Origin of the sequence: Weissella tructae, assembly GCF_000732905.1 — a bacterium.
GTDB lineage: Bacteria > Bacillota > Bacilli > Lactobacillales > Lactobacillaceae > Weissella > Weissella tructae.
Genome location: NZ_CP007588.1, coordinates 356,586 through 381,100, shown reverse-complemented (window position 1 = coordinate 381,100; position 24,515 = coordinate 356,586). Strand labels below are relative to the sequence as shown.

Below are 24,515 nucleotides of genomic sequence, written 5' to 3'. Positions count from 1 at the left end.
CTCTTTACGTTTTTATCTTTATTCAACTGACATCAAAATTGGGTACAATGGTTGACCACCATCGTATGTTTCTGCTTCCAATTCGTCATCAACTTCAACAGCATAAGATTCTAGTTCTTGTGCCATTTCTAGTGTTGCTTCTTCACCATAGTAAATTGTCACTAGTTCTGAATCTTCATCCAACATTTCAGCCATCAATTGCTTAGCAGCTGTCATGATATCAGCATCTGGAACTGCCACGATAATCTTACCGTCAAGCAATCCAATCGCATCACCAGTGTGGATTTCTAATCCATTCAATGTTGTATCACGAACTGAAGTTGTAACCGCTCCTGATTGGATATCTGCTAGAGTTCCTGTCATAGCCGTAACAGTACCTTCTAGTTCACCTTCAGGTGTGTAACCAACAACCATTGATGTTAATCCTTGTTGCATTGTACGTGTACGTACAACAGCAGTTGGAATATCAGTTAGTTCGATTGCTTGATCAGCTGCCATGAAGATATTGCTATCGTTAGGCAAGATAATCGCACGCTTGGCCCCAGTAGCATTAACTGCCTTAACTAGGTCTTGCGTTGATGGTGCACTGCTTCCATCAAGGATAACAGTTGCACCAGCTGCAGTGAACAACTTATTGAATCCTTCACCACTTGCGATTGTTACGATGGCCAAGTCAACAGCGTCTTGCTTTGGCTTAGCGTTTGCTTTTTGGGCTTGCCCACCAGTTGCGTCAACTTGTTGCTCACGCATGTTGTCGACCTTAACCTTTTGCAAATCACCGTATTGCGTTCCCCATGAGATAACGGCTCCTGGGTTTTCAGTGTGTACGTGAACCTTCACAACAGCATCATCATTGATAACCAACAATGAGTCACCAAGATCAGCTAGATGTGCGTAGAATTCGTCGTAATCAAAGTCCTTAGTGTAGGTTGTTCCTTCACCAATACCGACCATGATTTCTGTACAGTAACTAAATTCAATATCTTCAGGGTTAATTTGTGCTTGTGCACCACCATGAACTTCTTTAACTTTAGCTTCTAGTCCGGCTGCTTCAGATACTGTGTAGCTGATTTCTTCACCTGACAAGGCTGCATAGAAAGCTTGGAAAACAATTGTTAATCCTTGTCCACCTGAGTCAACCACACCAACTTCTTTCAAAACTGGCAATAGATCTGGTGTTGAGGCCAATGCCTTTTCAGCAGCTTCCATAGTAGCGTGCATCACTTCAACTGCGTTATCTGTTTGGTTAGCAGAGCGGTTAGCTGCTGCAGCCCCTTCACGGATAACAGTCAAAATTGTACCTTCAGTTGGCTTCATAACTGCTTTATAAGCTGTTTCAGCTCCACCCATGAAGGCGTCTGCCAAATCACGAGCTGTCAAAACATCCTTGTCTGCAATTGTTGTTGCAAACCCACGGAAGATTTGTGACAAGATAACACCTGAGTTACCACGTGCTCCCATCAACAATCCCTTTGATGTCGCCTTTGCCAAAGCCCCTACCTTGGTGTCAGCTTCAGCTGCTTCATATTCAGCCCCACTGGCCATAGAAAGCATCATGTTGGTTCCTGTGTCACCATCAGGCACAGGGAACACGTTCAATTCATTAATTTTTTCAGCATTTTCCTGCAACGCACCGGCTGCAGCTTTGATCATCTTACTGAATTCAACATCAGTAATATTCGTTACAACTTCCACGATTTAAACTCCTTATGGTGTTGGCATTAGTCTTCCAACATGCGTACACCTTGCACAATAACATTGACTTCGTCTGCAATAATGCCAAGCATCACGTTTAAATCATTCTTGACACGTGCTTGTACACTCTTTGAAATTTCAGAAATTTTCATCCCATAGCCAGTGATGATATATACATCAACGGCGACCCCATTTGTATTTTGGCGCACAACAACACCCTTAGCGAAGTTGTCTCCATTTAAAATTTGGTTGAAGCCATCTCGCAATGGGGTTTGACTTGCCATACCAATAACACCATAGTTATCCGTTGCGGCTGCTCCCACAATCGTTGCAATGACGTCATTTTCAATTTCAATCGTTCCTTGATTCATTTGAATTTTAACTGCCATGTTTAATGACCTCCATTTAGACTATAGTCTATTTTATCACATCCTGAAAACAGACGTTAAAAAATGTCATCATATTTATTGTGACAAACACATTTTTTTATCTTAGAAAAAGAAAAAAGCTACCAAAATTGGTAGCTTTATCTATTAAACACGTTCGATTGAACCGTTCTTCAATCCAGCCTTCAAAGTACGAGCTGACAAGTAAACCTTCTTTGGTGCAGAACCGTTAATCTTAACGGTTACCTTTTGCAAATTTGGCTTCCAGCTACGACGACTTGAGTTAAGGGCGTGTGAACGTTGGTTACCAAAGCGAGTACGCTTTCCAGTAATTGCATCAACTGCCATAAGTTAACCCCTCCTATCTTAAGCTCTTAAATTTCTACATTCAGTGCTTTTATTTACTTGAATAATAATATCAAACCAATCACCCTTGTGCAAGGGTTTTGTGTAAAGTATTTTTACTTTACAGGAAACTTCTTTTAATCACGGCTTTGAATGACTGCCACAACGCCTGTTTTGAACCTAAAATGATTTACTTCAGAAGTAAATTCATTTGAAGACCAGGCATATGGATTCCCCGACCACTTTAATGGATACTTCTCATCCATTAAGTCGAGCTCTTCTACCGGCGTCAAAGGCATGAAACACACATATTTCATCCCCGGCACATGCGTAATGGCATGTTCACCTGGTAGATAGAAACGAATATCATTGCGACGATCAATCAAGCGTACCTTTGTTGCAATTTCTTGTAACTCAGGGGTGGCAAAAATAAACAAATTTGACAACATTTGGTCGATTCGACCTCCTGTTGCACCATAAATCTCAATTTCATCTGGATGATACATCTCCTCTACCTCACGTACTAAACGTTCAGTATCAGTATAATCTTTTTCCGGAATCGAACGAAAAACATGGTCAATTTGCGGCAAAACAACCTGTGCTTCTTCTTCCGTTAAGGAATCAAAATCACCAACAGCCATGACAGGCGTCTGACCTAACGCTAATAAGCGTAATGCACCACGATCAGCCCCAGCCCACGGACCTGCTAATTGACCTTCTACCAAAGCATCAGGCCAATCTGACTTAGGACCTGCAGCTAATAAACGCATGCGTTTCATTAGTCAGCCGTAACTTCCTTCAAACGTGCAATCTTAGCAGCTGGATCAACCTTGTCGTAAACATATGATCCGGCAACCGCAACAGTTGCACCTGCATCGTAAACTAGCTTAGCGCTTTCGTCATTGATACCACCGTCAACTTGGATATCAAAGTCGTAACCACCTTCAAGCTTCATTTCGTGCAAACGTGCAATCTTAGCGATTGATGCAGGCAAGAACTTTTGTCCACCAAATCCAGGGTTAACAGTCATGATCAAAACTTGATCAACCATATCCAAGACAGGGGCCAACAATTCAACAGATGTTCCTGGGTTGATGACAACTTCAGCCTTCAATCCACGGTTCTTAATTTGTTGCAAAACACGGTGAATGTGTTGTGTCGCTTCGTAGTGAACACCGATGATGTCCGCACCTGCATCAGCAAATACATCTACGTAACGACCAGGTTCTTCAACCATCAAGTGTACGTCCAATTCAATGTTAGCGAATTCCTTCAATCCCTTAACCCAGTTTGGACCAAATGAGATTGATGGTACGAACATTCCGTCCATAACGTCGATGTGCAACATTTCTGCACCAGCTTGTTCAACTAGTTCAACATCCTTTTGCAAGTTCATGTAATCTGCAGACAAAATTGATGGAGCAACTTTAATAGCCATAATATTTACCTCTTCCAAATTAATTTTTAATGTTTCTTATCATGCTTATTATAAACCGGTCGACGGCCTTCAATCAAATCATAAAATTCTTTATAGTTATGATAACGTGAAGCCATAATGTCACCAGCTTCCAAAGCTTCCTTAACCGCACATTCAGGTTCGTTTAAATGAACACATCCACGGTACTTACACATTGGGCTTAAGCGATTAAATTCACGGAAATAATGTGTCAAATCGCGAGCGTCCATATCAAAGACCTCAAAAGCTGAGAATCCAGGTGTGTCCGCTACAAGTCCATCAAACATTTCAATCAAACCAACTTGACGGGTCGTGTGCTTTCCACGCATCAAGGCTTCAGAAACCTCACCCGTTTCAAGTTCCAAACCAGGAACCAGATGGTTAAGCAGTGTACTCTTCCCCGCCCCAGTTTGTCCCATCAATACTGTTAATTGATTAGGCATACGTTCTTTGACTTCAGCTAAGCTAGCATCATCAAATGAACTCTCTGGCAAAATTGCATCGTATCCAGCCGCACGGTAACCGTCAATAATTTCAGATAGTTCCGCAAATTCTTCGGCTGACAACAAGTCAGTCTTAGAAATGTAGATAACTGGTTCAATACTTTTTTCTTCCAAAGCAACTAGTTGGCGATCCAACAAGTTCGTTGAAAACTCAGGAATCTTCACTGATGTCACCACAATGGCTTGATCCACGTTAGAAACAGGTGGTCGTACTAAACTATTGCGACGTTCATCAATACTTAGAATGTATCCATCCTCAGGTGGTTCTACTGAAAATTCAACAAAGTCACCAACCATTGGCTTAATATCACGCTTACGAAAATTCCCACGTGCACGTGTACGGATTAATTGTCCATCATCTGTCATAACGTCATAAAATCCGGCTAATGATAATTGGATTTGTCCATGATAATTTGGCATATGTTTCCTCCTTATAATGTTCTTAACGACAATAAATTAGTCTTTATCGTCTTTAGGTGTTGTTTCTTTTTCTGATTCTACATCTTTTGTATCGTCAGTGTTTTTGTCATCTTTGGCAGAGTCTTTGTCTTCTGACTTAGATTCTTCTGCTGATGAAGACGTTTCGGACGACGGCTCATCTTTGCTTTCGCTTGCCCCACTATTTGTCTCTGGTCGAGTCGATGGCAATGTTGGTGTAACTGGCAAAGGTCCATTTGATACGACAAAAGTGACATTTGTATCACCAGGAATAACCTTAGCATCAGCCTTCACGCTTTGACTAATAATGTAACCCGCAGGATAGTAATTGCTATATTGATAATCGTGATTAATCAAATAACCTTTACGCTTTAATTCGTCGGAAACATCCGCGTACTTCGCATTCACATAGTCACCAAAGCGCACTTTTTCAGGACCTTTAGAAATAACCAAATCAACCTTGGCATCTTTACGAACTTTCGTGCCAGATCCTGGTGTTGACGCAATGATCATATCCTTAGCTAACGTTGATGAATATTCTTCTTTGACATCCCCCAACGCTAAATTACTAGCTGCCAAGGCCGCCTTAGCTTGTGACAAGTTCATCGTCTTAACATCAGGTACCGTATAGGTTTGCGGTTGCGCTTTAATCATAAAGGCAGCGGCCACAATTGATACCAACAAAACACCAATCAAAGCAATCAACCAACGCTTTCTTGATGTCTTTTTTGGTTGACGTTTCTTCACATCACCAATAGGTGCAACCGTTATCTCATCACGATCAGGTACTACTTGCGTCGCAATCGTTGTTGTCATTTGTGTGGCTTGACCATGACGATCAGCGCCTGACAAATTCAACACCTTTGTAACCGTTGAATCTTCGCTTACACGTGATTCAACCCACTTTGCTTCATTAACACGATCAGGTGACAACACCGTCTCCAAGTCTTCGCGCATCTCTTCAGCGCTGGCATAACGATCAGCTGGATGCTTAGCAGTGGCTTTTAACACAACATTTTCTAAAGCTTGTGGGATACGTGGATCTTGCTCACGAACTGAAGGCATCGTTTCAGTCGTGTGCTTCACAGCGACCGCAACTGATGTTTCGCCTGTGTAAGGCACATCACCCGTTAGAAGTTCAAATAACATAATTCCTAGTGAATAAATGTCACTACGAACACTAGCCGTTTCACCACGGACTTGTTCCGGTGCCATGTAGTGCACCGACCCAATGGCCGTATTTGTTTGCGTCATACCGTAGCTAGACTGCGCACGAGCAATTCCAAAGTCAGTAATTTTAGCTTCACCATCAAGTGAAATCAAAATATTCTGCGGCTTCAAGTCACGATGAATAATGTGTTGTTCATGCGCGGCTTCAACCCCCAACAAAATTTGTGACATCAAGTCAACAATCTTCGTTAATGGGATTGGGCTTTCTGTTAGTTCATATCGCTTTAAATCTTTACCATCCACAAATTCAGTGACCAAGTATTGGCTACCATTTTCTTCACCGTAGTCATAAACTTGCGTAATATGTGGATTTACTAAGTCAGATGATGCTTGAATTTCATTTTGAAAACGCTTTTGAACCATCGGATCATCTTTCAAGTCCAAGCGCATAAATTTAACCGCAACTTCACGCTCTAGGATGGTGTCAAAGGCACGATAGACATTCGCCATTCCACCTTTTCCTAAACGAGAAATCATACGATAACGATCACCAATTAAGTGTCCAGTTAACATTATGCGCCCTCGCTTTCTTGGTGACCAAGCAAGACCGTGACATTATCGGTTCCACCTGCCGCATTTGTGTCCAAAATTAATTGTTCAACACTTGCGGACAAGTCGTCACTTTGTTGGATAACATCCATAATTTGCGTTTCAGGGACATGCTTTAGCATCCCGTCAGTTGTTAGCAGTAGTAGATCATCTGGTTCTAAATCAACGCCATACATATCCAAATCAACCATGTCATCCAAACCTAATTGACGTGTAATCACATTACGGCCAGGGTGTACTTCCACTTCAGCTTCTGTAATGGCACCTTCTTTTAGCAATTCAGCTGCCATATTATGATCTTCAGTAATTTGGTGAAGTACTTGTTGACGAATCAGGTAAGCACGTGAATCCCCAATATTGGCAATCAAAACTGACTTTTCAAAGATAGCAGCCAGCACCATGGTTGTTGCCATCCCCTCTAAATTAGCTGATTGCTTAGAGGCTTCCACAATGTGGTGATTTACTTCCACTGTTTGTTGTGAAATCCATTCATGTGCATCACTTGCATTCACAAATTCAGTTGCTTGCCACAGTTGACCTAATTCTGACACCAACATCGTTGATGCAACATCTCCACCACGACTTCCGCCGACACCATCAGCCACGATAGCTAATTGTGCCCCAAATTGATTCATGTAGACGCCAACATAGTCTTGATTATTCGTTCGAACACGACCAATATCTGTCGCATATGAAATTTTCATATTTGTTCCTTTCTACGTTTCTTTAAGCAATCGAACGTTTTACTTTGTTCGACGTAGTGTTGCAATAAAGAAACCGTCTGAACCAAAATCATCTGGCAAAATTTGTACGCTACCATCAGCTGTACGAACGTCTAAGTCATTGTCCAAGAATGTTGGCACTACTTCAAAGTCATCGTGTGTGGCCAAAAAGGCATCCACAACGTCTGTGTTTTCCAACTTCAAAATTGTACAAGTACCGTAAACAATATCCCCGTTAACCTTAACCTTGTCCGCCACTGCGTCCAAAATGGCTAATTGAATACGTTGCAAGTTTTGACTATCTGCAATTGACTTGTCGTAACGAATTTCTGGCTTACGACGCAATAGTCCAAATCCTGAACATGGTGCGTCAACCAAGATACGGTCGAAAGTTGCATCTGCAAAGGCTTCATCAACCTTACGTGCATCAAGCAAACGTGCATCAACTTGCTTAGCAACGGCCAAACGCGCTGCATTATCTTCAATCAATGAGACCTTATGTTCATGGATATCCAACGCTGTGACCATCCCACCTTGCGCAGGGTCAAGGTATGTGGCAATTTGTGTTGTCTTTCCACCTGGTGCAGCTGCAGCATCAAGCACTTGCATGCTTTCTGTCAATGTCATCGCTGGCGCCATCAACATAGCTGATTCGTCTTGTAATGTCACAAGTCCATTTGCAAAAGCATCTGAACTGGCCACATGACCGCCGCTCAACAACAAACCAACTGGGCTCACTTCAGAACGTTCAACGGTGAAGCCTTCAGCTGTCAAAGTTTCAATGGCTTCTTCAACTGTATTCATAACTGTATTCACTCGAGCTGATTGCTTAGGTGCTTCATTAACACTCGTCAACAGTTGTTCTGTACGTTCTTGTCCGTAATCGTTCAAGAAAGATTCCACTAACCATTCTGGCATTGAGTATTGAATTGACAGACGTTCTGACAAGTTTGTTAATTCAGAAAAGTCTGACAAACCTTCACGATCAATGGCATGCAAGACACCCGTCACCAACTTACGAATTCCAGCGTGCCCACGACGCTTTGCTAATTCAATTGCTTCGTCAAAAATGGCGTGCTTAGGAACCTTGTCCATGTAAACCATTTGGAACATTGAAATCAACAACAATTCACGAACCCATGGATCCAACTTGTCTGGGTTCTTAACAAAACTCGTCAACCAGTAATTCAATGTCAAACGATGTTGAATCACCCCATAAACCATGTTTGTCATAAAGGCGATGTCACGACTATCTAGTTCTGATTGCTTCACAATCGCATTCAATTGTAGATTAGAGTAGGCACCATTTTGGACCTTTTCCAATGTGCGTACGGCTAATGCACGTGCATTGTTCTTTTCCCATTGTGGGATCTTACCTTTACTTTGGTTCGTCATGAGTAATTACAATATCTCCTTCGTTGAAGGCCGCATGGCCATTTAAGTATGCAGCAACGGCCATCTTAGGCTTACCTGCTGGTTGTAGTTCATCGATTGCGATAACTTGACCATCTCCAGCCGCTAACCACAATTCTTTTTTCGTCTTTTTAACAATTGCTCCGGCAGGCAACTCTGTTGTTTCACCAGTCAAATGTGTTTGTTGAATCTTTGTGCGCACACCATTAATTGTTGTGTGGGCAGTTGGGAATGGGTTTAACCCACGCACATGGTTATGTACTGATTGAGCTGACCCTGTGAAATCAAGAATTTCTTCTTCTGGTGCAATGTTTGGTGAGAAACTGACCAATTCTGCATCTTGTGGTGTCCCTTCAATTTCACCAGCAATCAAGCCTGGCAAAGTTGCTAACAATGTATCACGCCCCAAAGTACTTAGATCCGCAAACATCTCACCTGTTGTTGCATTTTCAGGAATTGCAATTTCAGCTTGTGACAAAACATCACCCGCATCCATCTTCTTGACCATGTACATGATTGAGACACCGGTTTTGGCATCACCATTCATCACAGCGTAATGAATTGGCGCCCCACCACGGTACTTAGGTAACAATGATGCATGCACATTAATGGCTGCAATCTTGGCTGATTCTAAGAAACGCGTAGGCAAAAATTGGCCATAAGCAGCTGTCACAATCAAATCTGGTTCCATCGCGATTAGTTGGTCCAATTCGTCAGAACCACCCAATTTAACGGGTTGGAACACTGGCACGTCACCAGCCAATGCAGCTGCCTTAATTGGCGTTGGTTGTAATACCTTCTTACGCCCTACTGGACGATCAGGTTGTGTTACGGCTGCGATCACATCATATTCTGGTGCCGCAATCAAGGCATTCAAAATTGGCACTGAAAAATCAGGTGTACCCATAAAAATAATCTTTGTTGTCATACTGACTCCTTTTACACACCTTATCTTTGTTGTCATACTGACTCCTTTTACACACCTTAGATGAAACTAACCGGTTCACGGTCAATCACTAAGGTGACTTTTTCTCTTTGTAATACTTGGCCTTTTTGCATTAATTCAGTCAATGCATTAAATAGTTCGGTACCATTACGATACTTCAAAACCAAACGATAATAATATTTATTTTTTAACCGTGCGACGGCTCCTGTTGATGGGCCAAGCATAATTGTTTGAGAACCCATCTGTGGCTTTAGCCATTCAGCTAATTGATACGCCACTTTAGCCGCATGTGCTTCATCTTGATGACCAATCTTAATCTGTATCGTATAGAAATACGGTGCATATCGCCATTCACGACGTAAACTCATTTCTTGACCATAAAAACCTTCATAGTCATGTGCCTGTGCGAATTGAATCGCATAATGATCTGGATTAAAGGTTTGAATCACGACTTCACCTAATTTATCCGCACGACCGGCACGACCCGATACCTGAGTTAACAATTGGAATGTACGCTCAGCCGCTCGAAAATCAGGTAATCCCAATGTTGTATCGGCGTTTAAAACACCGACTAATGTGACATTTGGAAAATCTAATCCTTTCGCAATCATTTGCGTTCCCAATAAGATATCTGCCTTACCAGCACCAAAGGTTTCTAATAAGGCGTCACTCGCCCCTTTACGACGGGTTGTATCAGCGTCCATACGTAAAATACGCGCTTCAGGGAAACGAGCCTGTAATTCTTGTTCCACTTTCTCCGTCCCAGTTCCAAACGGACGAATACGGTTTGAGCCACAAGCTGGGCAAGCTGTTGGAATGGCCTGGCTATATCCACAATAGTGACAAACAAGTTGTCCTTGATGTGCATGCATCGTCAATGCCAAATCACAGTTCACACAGGTTGGTGTCTCACCACAATCACGACAGGTCACAAAATTCGCAAACCCACGACGATTCAACATCAAGACACTTTGTTCCTTACGGTCTAAGCGTGTCTGTATTGCCGTCATTAATTCCGGTGAAAACAAATCATCCCCAGTTACTTTGACTGCTTCACGCATATCCACAATCGTTGTTTCCGGCAATGGATTATTCAGGGCACGTTTTGTCATCGTCAACAAACCATAGACACCTTTTTGTGCACGTGCGCGACTTTCCAACGAAGGCGTTGCTGAACCTAAGACGCTGACAGCACCATGATATTTGGCTCGCCACAAGGCAACATCCCGAGCATGATAGCGGGGATTTTCATCTTGTTTATAAGTTGCTTCGTGCTCTTCATCCATGATGATTAGCCCAATATTTGCCAAAGGAGCAAATACAGCTGAACGCGCCCCAACCACGACGTTAACTTCTTGACGTTCAATGCGACGCCATTCGTCAAATCGCTCACCATCTGAGAGTCCACTATGCATCACCGCAACTGCGTCACCAAAACGGCCTTTCACACGACGCACCATTTGTGGTGTTAGCGTAATTTCAGGTACTAACATCAAGGCGGTCTTACCTTGTGCTAAGGTCTGCGCAATACTTTGCAGATAGACTTCCGTTTTTCCTGAACCGGTGACACCTTCTAATAAGAAAGTTTTGGGCTCATTGACTAAGCTATCCGTAATTGCTGCATACGCAATTTCTTGCTCAGAATTTAATACTAATGGTTCAGTTCGTTCAATCGCACTCGTTAACTTTGGTAAACGATATTGCTCGATTTCAGTACGTTCAATCCAGCCATTATCTTCTGCTTTTTGCAAGCTCGCATAATCCAATTCTAATGCCGCCACGATTTCTCGTTGTGGTTGGTAGACAGACTCTGCTTGAGCCAGATAGCGTAACAATCGCGCTTGTTTCACCGCATTTTTACGTAACTGCGTTAATTCGTTTTCATAAAATGCCGCATCTTTCGTTGGACGTAGTGCCGTTACCATTTTGGCTTGCGCACGATCATCCACATAATAACCAAATTGAATCATTTGCTTTTTTTGTAGACGTTGTAATTGTGGCCACCAAGCTGGATCAACTTCTTCCGCATTAAACGGAATTTCATAACGATCCACAAACAAATCTGCTATTTCTGGATAATCATGTAAATCAACGCCATCAATCAATTGCAGCGTTTTTGAATATTTTGCACGCATCACATTGGGCAGCATGGCTTGAAACACATTAATTTGAAATGCAAATGTTTCCTGTGCAATCCACGCACCAAGTTCTAACATCTCTTGATTTAACACTGGAGCCAAATCAAGTACTTCATCGATTTCTTTTATCTTATTTGTTGTGTCCGTTTCACTTAGACTTGTTTCGACGACAAATCCTTGTACACGACGATTCCCTTTTCCAAAAGGCACAATCACACGCATACCCGCTTCCACCATTTCTTCTAAATGGGTTGGAATCTGATAAGTATAAGGTTGATTAGTCTGCATGGTCGGTACATCAACTACAACTTGAGCTTGCATTCTAAGTCCTCCTTTTTTCGGTACACTTATCTATTGTACCAAAAAAACAGGCCAAAACGAAAAAAAGGGACAACAATTATTCATTGTCATCCCTTAATTATCAAGTGTTTACGCTTGAATCTTATTTTCAATCATCCACTTTTGCAGACGCTTAACGAAATCACGGATACCATCTAAATCACGCATTTCAGGCGCAAGTCCAATCATGGCTGGTGATGCTTGTTGTGAATCATCCCCGGCCTTTTGTAACATCAAGATACTCTTGGCTTGCTTGGCATCTGTAAACAACTTATCTGGCAATTGCACCATCCCTTGGAAATGTACTGCATCGGCCGCAAAGTATGCCAACAATTCTTTATTTTCCAATGCATTAACAGGTACCAAGAACAATCCCAATCCACCTGGACGAACTTGGTGCATCGCTTGCTCAATCAAAACTTGGTGCACGAATGAACGTCCTTCTGGTGCCTTCGTAATGAAGTTATCGGCCACTTCATTTGGATAGTAACCAATTGGTAAATCACCGATAACCAATTGTTGATTAGGCATATTCGCGACCATAGCATCTTCATGTACCAAGTCCCAATCCATATCAGTTAACGCAGCCATACCACTAGCGATGGTAATCATCGTATCATCGTTTTCGATTCCGCTAGCATGCACTTCCTTACCCTTTTGTTGCAAACTCAAGGCAACAGTGGCTAACAAGTTTCCTGTTCCCACAGTTGTGTCTAAGATTTCAACAGTTTCTTGCTTAGCAAAGTAAGTTTCAGCCAAAACTGTGAACCACAAACCAATGGCATCAGGTGTGACTTGGTAGTTTGATGGCAAACTGTCGGCACGCATCGTTGCAACTAGTTGTAGTTGCAACACTTGGCGACGTTGTTCAGCATTTAATTCAAAGAAACCACTTTCCTTTAAGGCATCTTGAATTTGGGCTTGAATATCGGCTGGTAAATCAGTAAACCAAGTATCCGGTTGACCAAGCAATAATTCGTAGACCCCAATGTGGGCTTCAATTGCTGGACCTTCCATCACTTCACCAATCATTTCTTGCACTTTTTGTAATTGCTTAATTGCTTGCTCAATGGCTTCAAACATGGTTTCATCCTCTTTTATCAGTTTTTGTTACTTCCATTGTATCAAGTTTCACCCCTGACTCAATGCTTAAATCACTATCACGCCGCTAAATTTAGCCAGATGATGCTGTATTCACTTTCGTCTTACACTTCTGGGGTATCATGGTTCACTTAACGCCTGCTTAGATGCATTCCCCTTTGCCCGTTCATGACGGATAGCTTGTAACTGTTGCGCTTGTTTTTCTAGGTATTGTCGCTTATCGCGGACAATCAGCATTTCATGTTGCTTTATGGGCAGTAAGAGGCATGTTGCCACACTGATGATCATCGCCAAACCAATACTTGTCATTAACAAACAGCCTTTTCGTTTTTGTATCACGTCCTCAGCTCCTTCTGCTTTTGTCCCAAGTATGGATAGCTAATTGAGCCTCTCCTTTGGTGCCATCTAAAAATGTGATTTTTAACAAAACTATGTGTGCCGAGATTCGCTGAAAATTGACCGCATCAACTTGCGTACAACACACATAATACCCACGATCATGTTTGCGATATACGAGACGTTGTTTATTCAAACCTAAAGTACAATCATCGCGCACTTTGGCGTTGTAAAAGGTCAATTGATCTGATGTAATCCTGACCTGCGTCATTTTCGGTGCAATGTTATTTAGACGCCAAATTAAATCCGTCATTTCACGTGCTCGTACTTGTTGGATTGTTTGATGAATGTCTAAGCGGACGCTGCTTAACATCTGTGTCCCTAACTGACATAACATACTTAAAATCGCTAGGCTCAGCACAACTTCCATCAAAATATAGCCCTGACGCAAATGACGGCTAGTTCCCTTTAATTGGTTAGCTATCGTATTGTTCGTAATGATTCCCACCGTACTTCTGCGGCCCGTAATAAGTCTTGTTCTCGTTTTAGTTGCGTACGTTGTTGGCTTAATAGCATCACCGTCATATTGATGGCCAAACAAACAATCATTAAACTAATCAATGCTTCACTCAATATGAACCCCCGCCTAACCTTGAATATCAAACGTGCCACCTCCCAGTTGAAATACCACGGCTTTCCGTTTGGTTTGATTCATTAATTGTACTTTCCCAGCTTGGGGATGCGCCCGACTAATTTCAATCCGACACGCTTGCGCGATATGCCAACCATCAGGTAATGATATCGCGATGCCATTATCTAATTGCACTGTTGTCTCTGCTAAATATAAATAATGGCGTGTTTTATCATAGCGCATCTGCATTAAAGCACGGTGTTGCATCATACGAATTTGTTGTTCAAAGCCTTGCCAAGCAAGTTGCTCAGCGTATCGCTGATAGGTCGGTGTAAAACCGATTATGGTTCCCAGTAATACCAGCGCCAAACACCATTCATTTAGTAAGAAACCTTGGCGCCTTATTTCAAATCTCCTTTAATCGCCTGACCATTCTTAATGTAAATATCGGCTTCTTCGGCTGATTTCACCTGTGCTTCTGATAAATAACCACCATCAATTAATTCTTTGTAATTCACGTTCGCTTTATTTGAGCCTTCATAATACATCGCAATTTGACCTTGAATCATATGAACCATTGCGTCTGACTGTCGTTTATTCGCGGCTTGACGAACATTAGCGACATTGGGAATAATCAACATCGCTAATAATGACACGATAAATAAGGTTGTCACTGTTTCAATCAATGTAAATCCACGACGTTTCTTTTTCATTCCGGCCCTCCCATTGTTAACATTTGATCGTAAATCGGCAACAATAACATCATATAAAGTCCAACTACCAACAGACCAATCACCAAAAATAATAGTGGTTGTACCGAGGCCAAACCCGCTTGAATACGTTGTTCTTGGCGGACATTTAGGTGCTCAGCTAATTGCACTAAATCACGACCGACTTGTTGCGTTGGATTCCCCCGCATGAATAAGGTCTTTGCTTCTGTCGGTAGATATTGCACCTGATTTAGTCCGCGCTCTAATGTTTGCCCTTGTTCCCAAGCATTTGCCACTGACGGGCCGATTAATTGACATAACCAATACCGCTGATGCCCCTGACAATAGGTCACAACGTCATATAAATTCACCCCACTCATTAACAAATAACCAATCTGAATACATAAACCTTGTTGGACGCTCAATTGAATTATTGGTCCAATCACGGGGATACGTTGTACCCATGCCAATTGTTGGCGCTTTGATAAGCGCTTAAACCACGCTGGAATCAAATAGCTACTCATACAAACGATACCAATGCCCCACCACGTCATTTGGTCACAGAACTTTGCGCCTATCTGTGGCATGAGGCAGAAACTTAAATAGGCACCAAGAATACTCAGTAACAGCAGTAACAGAACTGGATAACATAAGACCGTGATTAATCGTTTTCGTTGTAGGAGTTGCTGTCGCTCACGTTGACCAATCACGCTTAATAATGCCAACTGATAACCATGTAAAGAGACTAATGACAATTCATCTAAAATTCCCTGGCGCACAAATGTTGCTAGCGCTTCTGTTAAGGGGCGTCCCTGGGCCAATATACGTCTAACGACCAATAAATCCGCACTTATTTTAGGGTACATCGCCTGTAAGACATCTAGGCTACGACATAAGCTATAGCCATTTTGTTGTAAGTCGCGTAAGGACTGAAAAAATTGATGTTCCGTCTTTCTGGTCCATTTTTTTGAGGTTAGTCGCATCAACGATTGACCTCCAAATGAACAAGCTGACTATCGGCTTGCTTTTGTGTAAAGACAGTCGCTGTCATTGCTTGTTCTGCTAAGGCACGTTTAACACCTAAGGTATGTAAGCGTGCCTTGATATCGCCATCTGATTTCGCATGGATGGTTGCCAATACAAGATGCCCACTTAACGCCGCTTTAATCGCACACGCCGCTGTGGCAGCATCACGGATTTCACCAATGACTAATACTTCTGGATGATGTCGTAAAGCCACTCGCAATAATTGTTCATAGGTCATACCAGCTAACTCATTCACTTCCAATTGCATAAAATCAGCTTGGACAATTTCGACGGGGTCTTCAATCGTCAGGACTAATTTATCTTTCAAATACGTTTGTAGCGTGTAGTGCATTGTTGTGGTTTTCCCACTCCCCATCTTACCTGCAAATAAAATCAACCCATTTGCATCCTGTAACTGTGTACCCAAACGATTCAACGCTTGGTCATTCTCCCAAGACAACCATTCCGCCGATAAGGCATAGATTAAACGCAGCACCAACATTTCTCGTAACTGATAATCCCCAACACAAGAAATCCGACCATAGATCGTCCCTTGATTGATATTAAATCGAATCCTGCCATCTTGTGGTCGACGCCCATCTGATAAATCTAATCCACCCTTGTATTTAAGATAGCGAATCATATGCTCGCCTTCACTTTGCGTGAGTGTTTCTTGCCAGGTGATACCAGTCCGAGTGTAAAAGCCACAACGATAACCTTGGATGTCGGGGATGAGATAGATATCACTGGCTTTTTGTGCATACGCAGCTTCGATTAATGCTTGAATTTGTGTCTTCATACTTACCCTCCTAACATCTAAAGAAAGCACCAGGTTTGGTTGAAAGACACAAAAAAACCTTGAACAGTTTTACCTGTCCAAGGCTCTTAATTTTACTTATAAGTGCAAATGATTATTCAGCAGTTGTAAATACAGCCACAACGTCATCGTTTGCTTCTAGTTCGTCAACCAAGTTAACCAATGTTTCTTGCTTGTCCGCTGGAACTTCCATTGGGTTTTCAGCAATCATTGTTACTTCATCGTTCACTAGAGTGTATCCCTTTTCAGTCAACGCATCACGAACTTCAGGGAATGCCTTAGGTTCTGTGTAGATTTCGAATTGGTCATCGTAAGTCTTCATGTCATCTGCACCTGCTTCAAGCATGTCTTCAAACAATTGGTCTTCGTCGATTTCAGTTTCTCCATCACGAGGAATTTCAATGTATCCCTTACGTTCGAATTGGTAAGCAACTGATCCAGTAGCTCCCAATTCTCCACCGAAGTGCTTGAAACTAGCACGAATTGATGCAGCAGTACGGTTTGTGTTATCCGTCAATGCTTGAACCAATACGGCCAAACCAGCTGGTCCGTATCCTTCATATGTCAATTCTTGGTAGTTCGCTCCACCAGCACCAGACGCCTTGTCCAATGCACGTTGGATGTTTTCCTTTGGCATGTTAGCGGCCTTAGCCTTATCCATAACCAAACGCAATGATGCGTTTGATGCAGGATCTGCTCCACCATCTTTCGCTACCGTGTATAGGTCACGTGAGATCTTTTGGAAGATCTTTCCACGCTTTGCATCTTGGGCGTTCTTACGTCCTTGAATATTGTGCCATTTACTGTGTCCTGACATATCAAAAACCCCGTTTCTTCGAAAATTTATCAACTTATTTTATCATAATTTTTTTTATGTGCCTAGTTTTTAGTTCAGATTCACATCTAGTCAACGGAAACAAAATCTTCTGGTTTCATCCCCATCATCCCAATATTAGGATCAATAATTTCGGCCATAATTATTTCAGCGGTAAGTGGTCCAGTAATGGGTGCATCATTTACCGCCTTTTTCGCAACATCCATCGGTTCAACGGGCGTATCCTGAACGACCTCAGTAATGCTATCATCAGCCACCTTAGTCGTTGGTGTTTCAACCATCTCCGGTTCTGAGGTCACTTCCACAATTTCTCCCAAATCAAATTGGAGTAGTCGTTCTTTCAAAGTAGTTTGACGCTTAATACCTTCAGTTTGTGCAGCTTGCATGAAGGCTGATTGTTCCCCAATCAACACCAATGACTCACTCGCACGTGTTAAACCTGTATACAACAAATTTCGTTGTAACATACGAGAAAACGCACCAACCATTGGCATAATAACTAATTTATATTCAGCCCCTTGCGCTTTGTGAATCGTCGTTGCATATGCTAAACGTAATTGAATCAAATTCTGACGTGGATAATCAACCACCCCAGTATCAAATTCAACCGTCACAATGTCTTCTTTAGCATCATTTTCTTTATCTTTGGCATACATGATGGTTTTGATGTAACCAATATCCCCATTAAACACGTTGTTTTCTGGATCATTAGCCGTTTGCATCACTTTATCACCAACACGGAAACTCGTTGGCATCTCACCTGTTTTAATCACAATTTCACGCTTTTTCCCGGTAAGTGGGTTAAAGATTTCTTGTGCTAATTCATTTAACTCATTCACCCCAGCGGCTGAACGATACATCGGTGACAAAATTTGCATATCCGCGACACTAAATCCACGTTTCTGCCACGTCTCAGCAATTTTTTGGACAATATCACGTACTTGCGTACCAGACGCTGGAAAGAAAGAACGATCCACTTGACGTTCCGTCAAATTATCAGGTAAACGACCTTGTTTCACTTCATTAGCCAGCTCAATAATTGTTGACCCTTTACCTTGGCGATGAATAATTTCTAACTCACGATAACTCAATAAGCCACTTGCTAACAAATCATAAAAGACACGTCCTGGCCCAACTGATGGCAATTGGTCCTTATCACCCACTAAAATAACATGCATGTTTGAAGCAATTGCTTCAACTAATAAGGCAAATAATTGTGTATCCACCATCGACATTTCATCGATAACTAACAAACGACCTTCGAGTGGCTCGATATCAATCGCATCTAAATTCTCACGACCAGTGATACCTAACAAACGATGAATGGTAGAAGCTGGCATATCTGTTGCTTCAGATAAACGTTTGGCAGCACGACCAGTTGGCGCTGCTAAAAGAATATTGGCTTGTACAGCATCTTCTTTTAACCCTTCGGCACGTAACAATCGCTTGTATGTTGCAACAATCGCATTCACAATCGTCGTTTTACCCGTTCCAGGTCCCCCGGTCAAAATAAACAAACGATTGGTCAATGCTGCAATGATGGCTTCTTTTTGGTCCTCATCGTACGTAAATTGATTATTCTTTTCAACAACACTCAATTCTTTAACGACAGTTTGACGATCAAAAGAAACCCGATTGTGCTTTGTCATGCGTAACATTTTTTGTGCAATGGCTTTTTCTGCTTCATACACCGCTTCAATATAGACGTGTTCACCTTCTTGAACGATATAGTCATTAGCCAGTAAATTCTCGAAAGCATCCTTAATTTGCTCTCCAGACACACGACTCCCTAGCAAACGCTGAGTCGCTTGCATTAATTGTGTGACATCAATATACGTATCACCTGAATCAAATGTCACAGCGTTTAACGCAGCAATCACAGCGGCACGTACACGACGTTCATCATCAAAAGAAATCCCTTGTTGCTGAGCTAATTGATCAATTCGCTTGAAAGATACCCCATCAACATCTTGCACAAGCTGATATGGATTCGCCTTCAAGACCTGCAATGTTTCTAACTGGTACATCTCGTAAATTTTCGTGGCCAATGTCGCACCAAATCCAAAGGTATTTAACGCATAAATAGCGCGTTCCATCCCATCAGATTGTTGTAATTGTGCGTACAATGTTTGTTTAATTTTGTCCGATACATTAATATCAGCCAACACATCGGGATCATCTAAAATTAATTCAACAGCATTAATCCCCAAATCATCCACGATTTTTTGCGCTGTCGCTTCTCCAATCCCTTTGAAACGCTCACTTGATAGATATTGGACTAATCCAGAAATTGTCCCCGTTGAAATACGTTGATAATTCTCCGCTAAAAATTGACGACCATATTTGGCATGCGTCGTCACGCGACCAAAGAATTCATATTCACCATCCAGTTGAATATCACCAAAATTTCCTGTAACGGTTAAGACAGTATCATCATAATCAAAATTATTATCATCAACTTCAATGGCTAAGACCTTATAAAAAGAATCTTGTGCGGCGAACACAATATGTTCAACCCGACCTTGAACTGTTGCTTGATTCGAATTGGCTTCTTGATTCATATCAATTGCCTCCTAACACCGTTAATAGTCCATCTAATTGTTCTGCATCTGATTTAAATTGGACAGGATTCAATTGCTTGGCTTTTTCTAACCATTCATTATGTTGCGCATCCCCATTAGAGACTGCCACAACTCCACGACCAAAATTAGCACCATAATGATCCGCATCTAATCCTAAGGCTTTATCAAACATGTCCTTAGCCGTATCTAGATTATTCAGCGCTAACCAAACACGTCCCAAAAGGACATGCCCATCAACGTCTGTGGGCACTTTTTCAGTGTATGTTAATGCAAAGGCCAACGCTTTTTTATATTGCCCTTGTCCATATAAACTTTGTGCCTGCATTAATGCAGCATCCAATCGTAATGACTCAAGTGTGATGCGATCAAAAAATGTTTGTGCACGGTCATAGGCTCCCGCTGTGTAATAGACATTTCCAACCGCATACAACAAATGATCAACAGCTTCAGGATTATCTGCAAATAACGTCAGACTCTTCAAGCCTAATTCTTCTGCTTCAGGCAAAGCATTAGATAATACCAAAGCACCAATTAAATCCACATAGGCAGACCAATTGTCCGCGTCCATCTCGATTAATTGTACTAATTCACTAACGCTTCGTTCCATTGCATTTGTTTCTGGCATTGCTTTACTCCTTCACTGCTGGATTAAACAGTGTTTGTACTGTCATCACCAAGATTTAAATAACTCGTATCATTACGTGATAATTCAACGTAATTGATACCGTCACTAGTTTCTAAAATTGAGGTACTCGTATTTGATAGCCCGCCACGAGCACGTGTTTCTGACAAGGGTAGTTCCACCAATGCAGCCATTCCTGCCGTCAAAGACATACCATGACTAAAGAAAATTAAATTGACATCTGGACCACCAAATTCAGCCACCGCTTCATTTACAGCGTCCATGAAACGACCTTGTACTTGGGCAAATGTTTCTGCGCCTTCGACTTGTGTCGCGTCAAATAGTTCTGGTTGATGGCGGTATGCATAGAGCATTTCAGGCCAACCCGCTTCTACATCCACAAAGCGCATCCCTTCCCAAACACCCATACCAAATTCTGCAAGACCTGATAATTTTGTCAAAGGTACATTTGCTTGATGCATGGCTTCTAATGTTAGCTCTGCTGTATCTACTGCACGCTTAATTGGACTTGTAAATGCATGATCAAATGAAACATCAGCTAATGCACCACCTAATAGCTTAATTTGATCGAATGACTCTGCTAATAATGGTGAATCTCCATCTTTTCCTTGAAAACGTCCTTCTTGATTCCACTCTGTCTTACCGTGGCGAATAAAATATAACTTTGTCATTTCTCATGTACATCCTTTTCCGCAAACACTCGCTTATATATATGTTCTAATTATGCCACAGCTTTGCTTGTGCAACATGTTTAATTTACGCAATCAGCGAAATAAAAAAGCCTCTACAAGACGTAGAGGCTTTCTTAATTATTCTAGACCTTCAGCAACTGCTTCAGGGTAGTTTTCACGCACGATTTGTGCTTCGTGTGCTGACAACATAGGGAAGTCAGCATCGGTACCCAAATCAGTGTGGTACATACGGTCACGAGGTGAAACTTCACCTTCGGCATGTGCCACTGCGATTGTGTATTCATCGAATACTGGTGTATCAGCTGGTGCATCGGCGATATCAGCTAAGTGTAGTTGAGAAACCAACAACAAGACACGAACATCTTGACCAAGCGCTGACAACAATTCAGCTTGTTCAGCAGTCAAGTAAACAGTCAATGCAGCTTCAGCTGGCTTACCAATCAACTTAGCATCACGTGCAACTTCAAGCGCCTTGTTGGCTGCGTCACGCAATGTCATAAATTGTTGCCAGTTTGCAATCAAAGTCGTTGTGTCACCAAGATCTTCAACTTCAGCCATTTCTGTAAGGTAGGCAAATTCAGCTGTTTCAAATGGCATGTATTCAAAGATTTCTTCTGCAGTGTGTGGCAAAATTGGCAACAACATCTTGTTCATGTCTACCAAAATCTTGTACAACACTGTTTGCAATGAACGACGCAATTCACCCTTAGGTGCTTCAACATACAAAATGTCCTTAGCGAAGTCCAAGTAGAATGCAGACAAATCAACGTTGATAAAGTTGATAATCAACTTGTTGATTGCTTGGAAATCGTAGGCGTCGTAAGCAGCCTTAACGTCACGTACAAATTCATTGAAACGTGCATAGAAGTATTGGTCAACAGGTGTCATGTCGGCAAATGCGACCGCATCTGTTTCTGGGTTAAAGTCATCAACGTTAGACAATAGGAAACGCATTGTGTTACGGATCTTACGGTAAGTGTCTGATGTCTTTGCCAAGATTTCCTTAGATACACGCACGTCAGCAGATGAGTCCACTGAAGTTACCCATAGACGGATAATTTCGGCACCCATGTCTTTAACGATTTCTTCAGGCACAATTGTGTTTCCGATTGACTTAGACATCTTATCCCCGTTACCGTCCAAGGCGAACCCTTGAGAGATAACACGCTTGTAAGGTGCCTTATGGTTAACCGCAACTGATGTAATCAATGATGAGTTAAACCATCCACGGTATTGGTCAGAACCTTCTAACACAACGTCTGCTGGGAAGTTCAAGTTTGAACGTTCCTTTAGCACACCTTCGTGTGAGCTACCTGAGTCAAACCAAACGTCCATGATATCTGATTCCTTAGTAAAGATACCATTTGGTGAGTGTTCATTTGAGTAGCCTGCAGGCAACAATTCTGCCGCTTCCTTTTCAAACCAGATGCTTGATCCATGTTCTGCAAACAAGTTTGCGACGTGGTCAATCAATGCAGGATCTAGAATTGGTGTCCCATCTTCTGCGTAGAAAATTGGCAATGGCACTCCCCAAACACGTTGACGTGAGATAACCCAGTCACCACGGTCACGAATCATGTTTCCAAGACGCTTCTTTCCCCATGCAGGTTGGAATTCAACATCGTCTAGGCTGTCCAAGATTTCTTGACGGAATGGTTCAATTGATGCAAACCATTGTGGTACAGCACGGTAGATAACTGGCTTCTTTGTACGCCAGTCAAATGGGTAGCTGTGTGTAATTTCTTGTGCCTTAACCAAAGCATCATTTTCAGTCAACTTTTGCAATGAAATTTCATTAGCGTCTTCATAGAACACACCAGCAAAGTCTTCACCAGTTTCGTCAGTCAACTTACCTTGACCATCAACGTTCATGATAACAGGCAAATCGTACTTTTGTGCTGCATAGAAGTCATCTTCACCAAATCCAGGCGCTGTGTGAACAAGTCCAGTTCCAGCTTCATCTGTAACGTGGTCTCCATTGATAACCAAAACTTCGCGGTCCAAGTATGGGTGTTGCGCAGTTACACGGTCAATGTCTGATCCCTTAACAGTCTTGATGATTTCGTATTCTTCCCAACCAAAATCAGCTGCTGCAGTAGCCAATCGGGCATTTGCCACAACAAACTTCTTGTCTGAGTTTGCTGGCTTTACAACAACGTATTCAAAGTTTGGGTTAACCGCAATCGCTTGTGACGCTGGAATAGTCCATGGTGTCGTTGTCCAAACAACAAAGTATGTGTCGTTATCCAACACACCCTTACCATCCACAACACGTTCTGAGAATGAAACTGATGTTGATGTCACATCGTGATATTCAATTTCAGCCATCGCTAGTGCTGATTCTGATGACCATGACCAAAGCACAGGCTTCTTCCCACGGTAAATCAAATCACGCGCAACCATCTTTCCGAATACACGGACTTCAGCTGCTTCGAATTCTTGGTCCTTTGTCAAATATGGGTTGTCCCAATCTGCAGAAATTCCAAGACGCTTGAAATCATCCTTTTGCTTCTTCACTTGCTTATCAGCAAATTCAGCCGCCATCTTACGCCAGATAACTGGTCCAACCTTCTTACGGTCCTTACCAGCCTTTGTCAATTGTTGTTCAATTGGCAACCCGTGTGTGTCCCAACCAGGTACAAATGGTGCGTTAAAGCCGTTCATTGACTTGTATCGAACCAAGATATCCTTAGAAATCTTGTTCAAAGCGTGACCAATGTGGATGTTTCCGTTGGCGTATGGAGGTCCATCATGCAACATGAACCAAGGCTTACCTTCATTCAACTTTTGACGTGCTTCGTAAACCTTGTTTTCAAACCAAACATTTTCGCGTTGCAATTCTGTTTGGGGCAAGTTTCCACGCATGGGAAACTTAGTTTTTCCTAAGTTTAGCGTTTCTTTAATTTTCATTATAAAACCCTTTCTAAATAAAAAGTCCCAGGCCAGTATACACTGACCCGGGACGTTAATTAACGTGGTACC

At 42.1% G+C, this 24,515-nt stretch carries 24 protein-coding genes; all 24 read right to left on the bottom strand.

Annotated features, from left to right (window positions below):
• Positions 1–18 precede the first annotated feature (18 nt).
• Positions 19–1,695 carry a DAK2 domain-containing protein gene (locus tag WS08_RS01910; RefSeq protein ID WP_009495884.1) on the bottom strand — a complete coding sequence of 559 codons (1,677 nt, stop codon included), beginning with the start codon at positions 1,693–1,695 and terminating at the stop codon, positions 19–21.
• A 26-nt stretch (positions 1,696–1,721) separates the two neighbouring features.
• Complete coding sequence (locus WS08_RS01905) at positions 1,722–2,084, bottom strand: Asp23/Gls24 family envelope stress response protein (RefSeq protein WP_009495882.1); 363 nt, start codon at positions 2,082–2,084, stop codon at positions 1,722–1,724.
• A gap of 144 nt (positions 2,085–2,228) precedes the next feature.
• On the bottom strand, positions 2,229–2,429 hold the full coding sequence (rpmB, locus tag WS08_RS01900; RefSeq protein WP_009495880.1) for a 50S ribosomal protein L28: 201 nt from the start codon (positions 2,427–2,429) through the stop codon (positions 2,229–2,231).
• 134 nt (positions 2,430–2,563) lie between these two features.
• On the bottom strand, positions 2,564–3,205 hold the full coding sequence (locus tag WS08_RS01895; protein WP_009495878.1) for a thiamine diphosphokinase: 642 nt from the start codon (positions 3,203–3,205) through the stop codon (positions 2,564–2,566).
• A complete protein-coding gene (gene rpe / locus WS08_RS01890) occupies positions 3,205–3,864 on the bottom strand; it encodes a ribulose-phosphate 3-epimerase (RefSeq protein ID WP_009495876.1) in 660 nt (219 codons plus the stop codon). The genes WS08_RS01895 and rpe overlap by 1 nt, the downstream gene beginning before the upstream one ends.
• 26 nt (positions 3,865–3,890) lie before the next feature.
• The gene (rsgA, locus tag WS08_RS01885) at positions 3,891–4,805 is read right to left on the bottom strand and encodes a ribosome small subunit-dependent GTPase A (RefSeq protein WP_009495874.1); all 915 of its coding nucleotides are present in this window, start codon (positions 4,803–4,805) and stop codon (positions 3,891–3,893) included.
• Positions 4,806–4,841: 36 nt separating this feature from the next.
• Entirely contained in the window at positions 4,842–6,566 is a 1,725-nt protein-coding gene (gene pknB / locus WS08_RS01880; RefSeq protein ID WP_009495872.1) for a Stk1 family PASTA domain-containing Ser/Thr kinase, read from the bottom strand.
• Positions 6,566–7,306, bottom strand: coding sequence for a Stp1/IreP family PP2C-type Ser/Thr phosphatase (locus WS08_RS01875; protein WP_009495870.1), 741 nt, complete (start codon positions 7,304–7,306; stop codon positions 6,566–6,568). The genes pknB and WS08_RS01875 overlap by 1 nt, the downstream gene beginning before the upstream one ends.
• Positions 7,307–7,345: 39 nt before the next feature.
• Entirely contained in the window at positions 7,346–8,719 is a 1,374-nt protein-coding gene (gene rsmB, locus WS08_RS01870; RefSeq protein ID WP_009495868.1) for a 16S rRNA (cytosine(967)-C(5))-methyltransferase RsmB, read from the bottom strand.
• Positions 8,703–9,665: a methionyl-tRNA formyltransferase gene (fmt, locus tag WS08_RS01865; protein ID WP_009495866.1), complete on the bottom strand. Its 963-nt coding sequence runs from the start codon at positions 9,663–9,665 to the stop codon at positions 8,703–8,705. Before fmt ends, rsmB begins: the two co-directional genes overlap by 17 nt.
• Positions 9,666–9,721: 56 nt before the next feature.
• Complete coding sequence (gene priA / locus WS08_RS01860; RefSeq protein WP_009495864.1) at positions 9,722–12,142, bottom strand: primosomal protein N'; 2,421 nt, start codon at positions 12,140–12,142, stop codon at positions 9,722–9,724.
• A gap of 108 nt (positions 12,143–12,250) precedes the next feature.
• Positions 12,251–13,243: a class I SAM-dependent methyltransferase gene (locus WS08_RS01855; protein WP_009495862.1), complete on the bottom strand. Its 993-nt coding sequence runs from the start codon at positions 13,241–13,243 to the stop codon at positions 12,251–12,253.
• 138 nt (positions 13,244–13,381) lie between these two features.
• Positions 13,382–13,570, bottom strand: a complete 189-nt coding sequence (locus WS08_RS01850) for a hypothetical protein (RefSeq protein ID WP_144242015.1) — start codon at positions 13,568–13,570, stop codon at positions 13,382–13,384.
• Between the two features lie 34 nt (positions 13,571–13,604).
• Positions 13,605–14,027 carry a hypothetical protein gene (locus tag WS08_RS01845; protein ID WP_009495858.1) on the bottom strand — a complete coding sequence of 141 codons (423 nt, stop codon included), beginning with the start codon at positions 14,025–14,027 and terminating at the stop codon, positions 13,605–13,607.
• A 50-nt stretch (positions 14,028–14,077) separates the two neighbouring features.
• Positions 14,078–14,230: a hypothetical protein gene (locus WS08_RS06895; RefSeq protein WP_157788561.1), complete on the bottom strand. Its 153-nt coding sequence runs from the start codon at positions 14,228–14,230 to the stop codon at positions 14,078–14,080.
• A gap of 13 nt (positions 14,231–14,243) precedes the next feature.
• Positions 14,244–14,597: a hypothetical protein gene (locus WS08_RS01840; RefSeq protein WP_009495856.1), complete on the bottom strand. Its 354-nt coding sequence runs from the start codon at positions 14,595–14,597 to the stop codon at positions 14,244–14,246.
• Positions 14,598–14,629: 32 nt separating this feature from the next.
• Complete coding sequence (locus WS08_RS01835) at positions 14,630–14,941, bottom strand: competence type IV pilus major pilin ComGC (RefSeq protein WP_009495854.1); 312 nt, start codon at positions 14,939–14,941, stop codon at positions 14,630–14,632.
• The gene (locus tag WS08_RS01830; RefSeq protein WP_157788560.1) at positions 14,938–15,759 is read right to left on the bottom strand and encodes a type II secretion system F family protein; all 822 of its coding nucleotides are present in this window, start codon (positions 15,757–15,759) and stop codon (positions 14,938–14,940) included. The genes WS08_RS01835 and WS08_RS01830 overlap by 4 nt, the downstream gene beginning before the upstream one ends.
• Before the next feature lie 161 nt (positions 15,760–15,920).
• Positions 15,921–16,763 (bottom strand): ATPase, T2SS/T4P/T4SS family, encoded by an 843-nt coding sequence (locus WS08_RS01825; protein WP_009495850.1) that lies wholly within the window; start codon positions 16,761–16,763, stop codon positions 15,921–15,923.
• A 112-nt stretch (positions 16,764–16,875) separates the two neighbouring features.
• Positions 16,876–17,598: a YebC/PmpR family DNA-binding transcriptional regulator gene (locus tag WS08_RS01820; protein WP_009495848.1), complete on the bottom strand. Its 723-nt coding sequence runs from the start codon at positions 17,596–17,598 to the stop codon at positions 16,876–16,878.
• Positions 17,599–17,684: 86 nt separating this feature from the next.
• Entirely contained in the window at positions 17,685–20,177 is a 2,493-nt protein-coding gene (recD2, locus tag WS08_RS01815; RefSeq protein ID WP_009495846.1) for an SF1B family DNA helicase RecD2, read from the bottom strand.
• A gap of 1 nt (position 20,178) precedes the next feature.
• On the bottom strand, positions 20,179–20,823 hold the full coding sequence (locus tag WS08_RS01810) for a tetratricopeptide repeat protein (RefSeq protein WP_009495844.1): 645 nt from the start codon (positions 20,821–20,823) through the stop codon (positions 20,179–20,181).
• 23 nt (positions 20,824–20,846) lie between these two features.
• Complete coding sequence (locus WS08_RS01805) at positions 20,847–21,512, bottom strand: histidine phosphatase family protein (RefSeq protein ID WP_009495843.1); 666 nt, start codon at positions 21,510–21,512, stop codon at positions 20,847–20,849.
• A 138-nt stretch (positions 21,513–21,650) separates the two neighbouring features.
• A complete protein-coding gene (gene ileS / locus WS08_RS01800) occupies positions 21,651–24,443 on the bottom strand; it encodes an isoleucine--tRNA ligase (RefSeq protein ID WP_009495841.1) in 2,793 nt (930 codons plus the stop codon).
• Positions 24,444–24,515 lie beyond the last annotated feature (72 nt).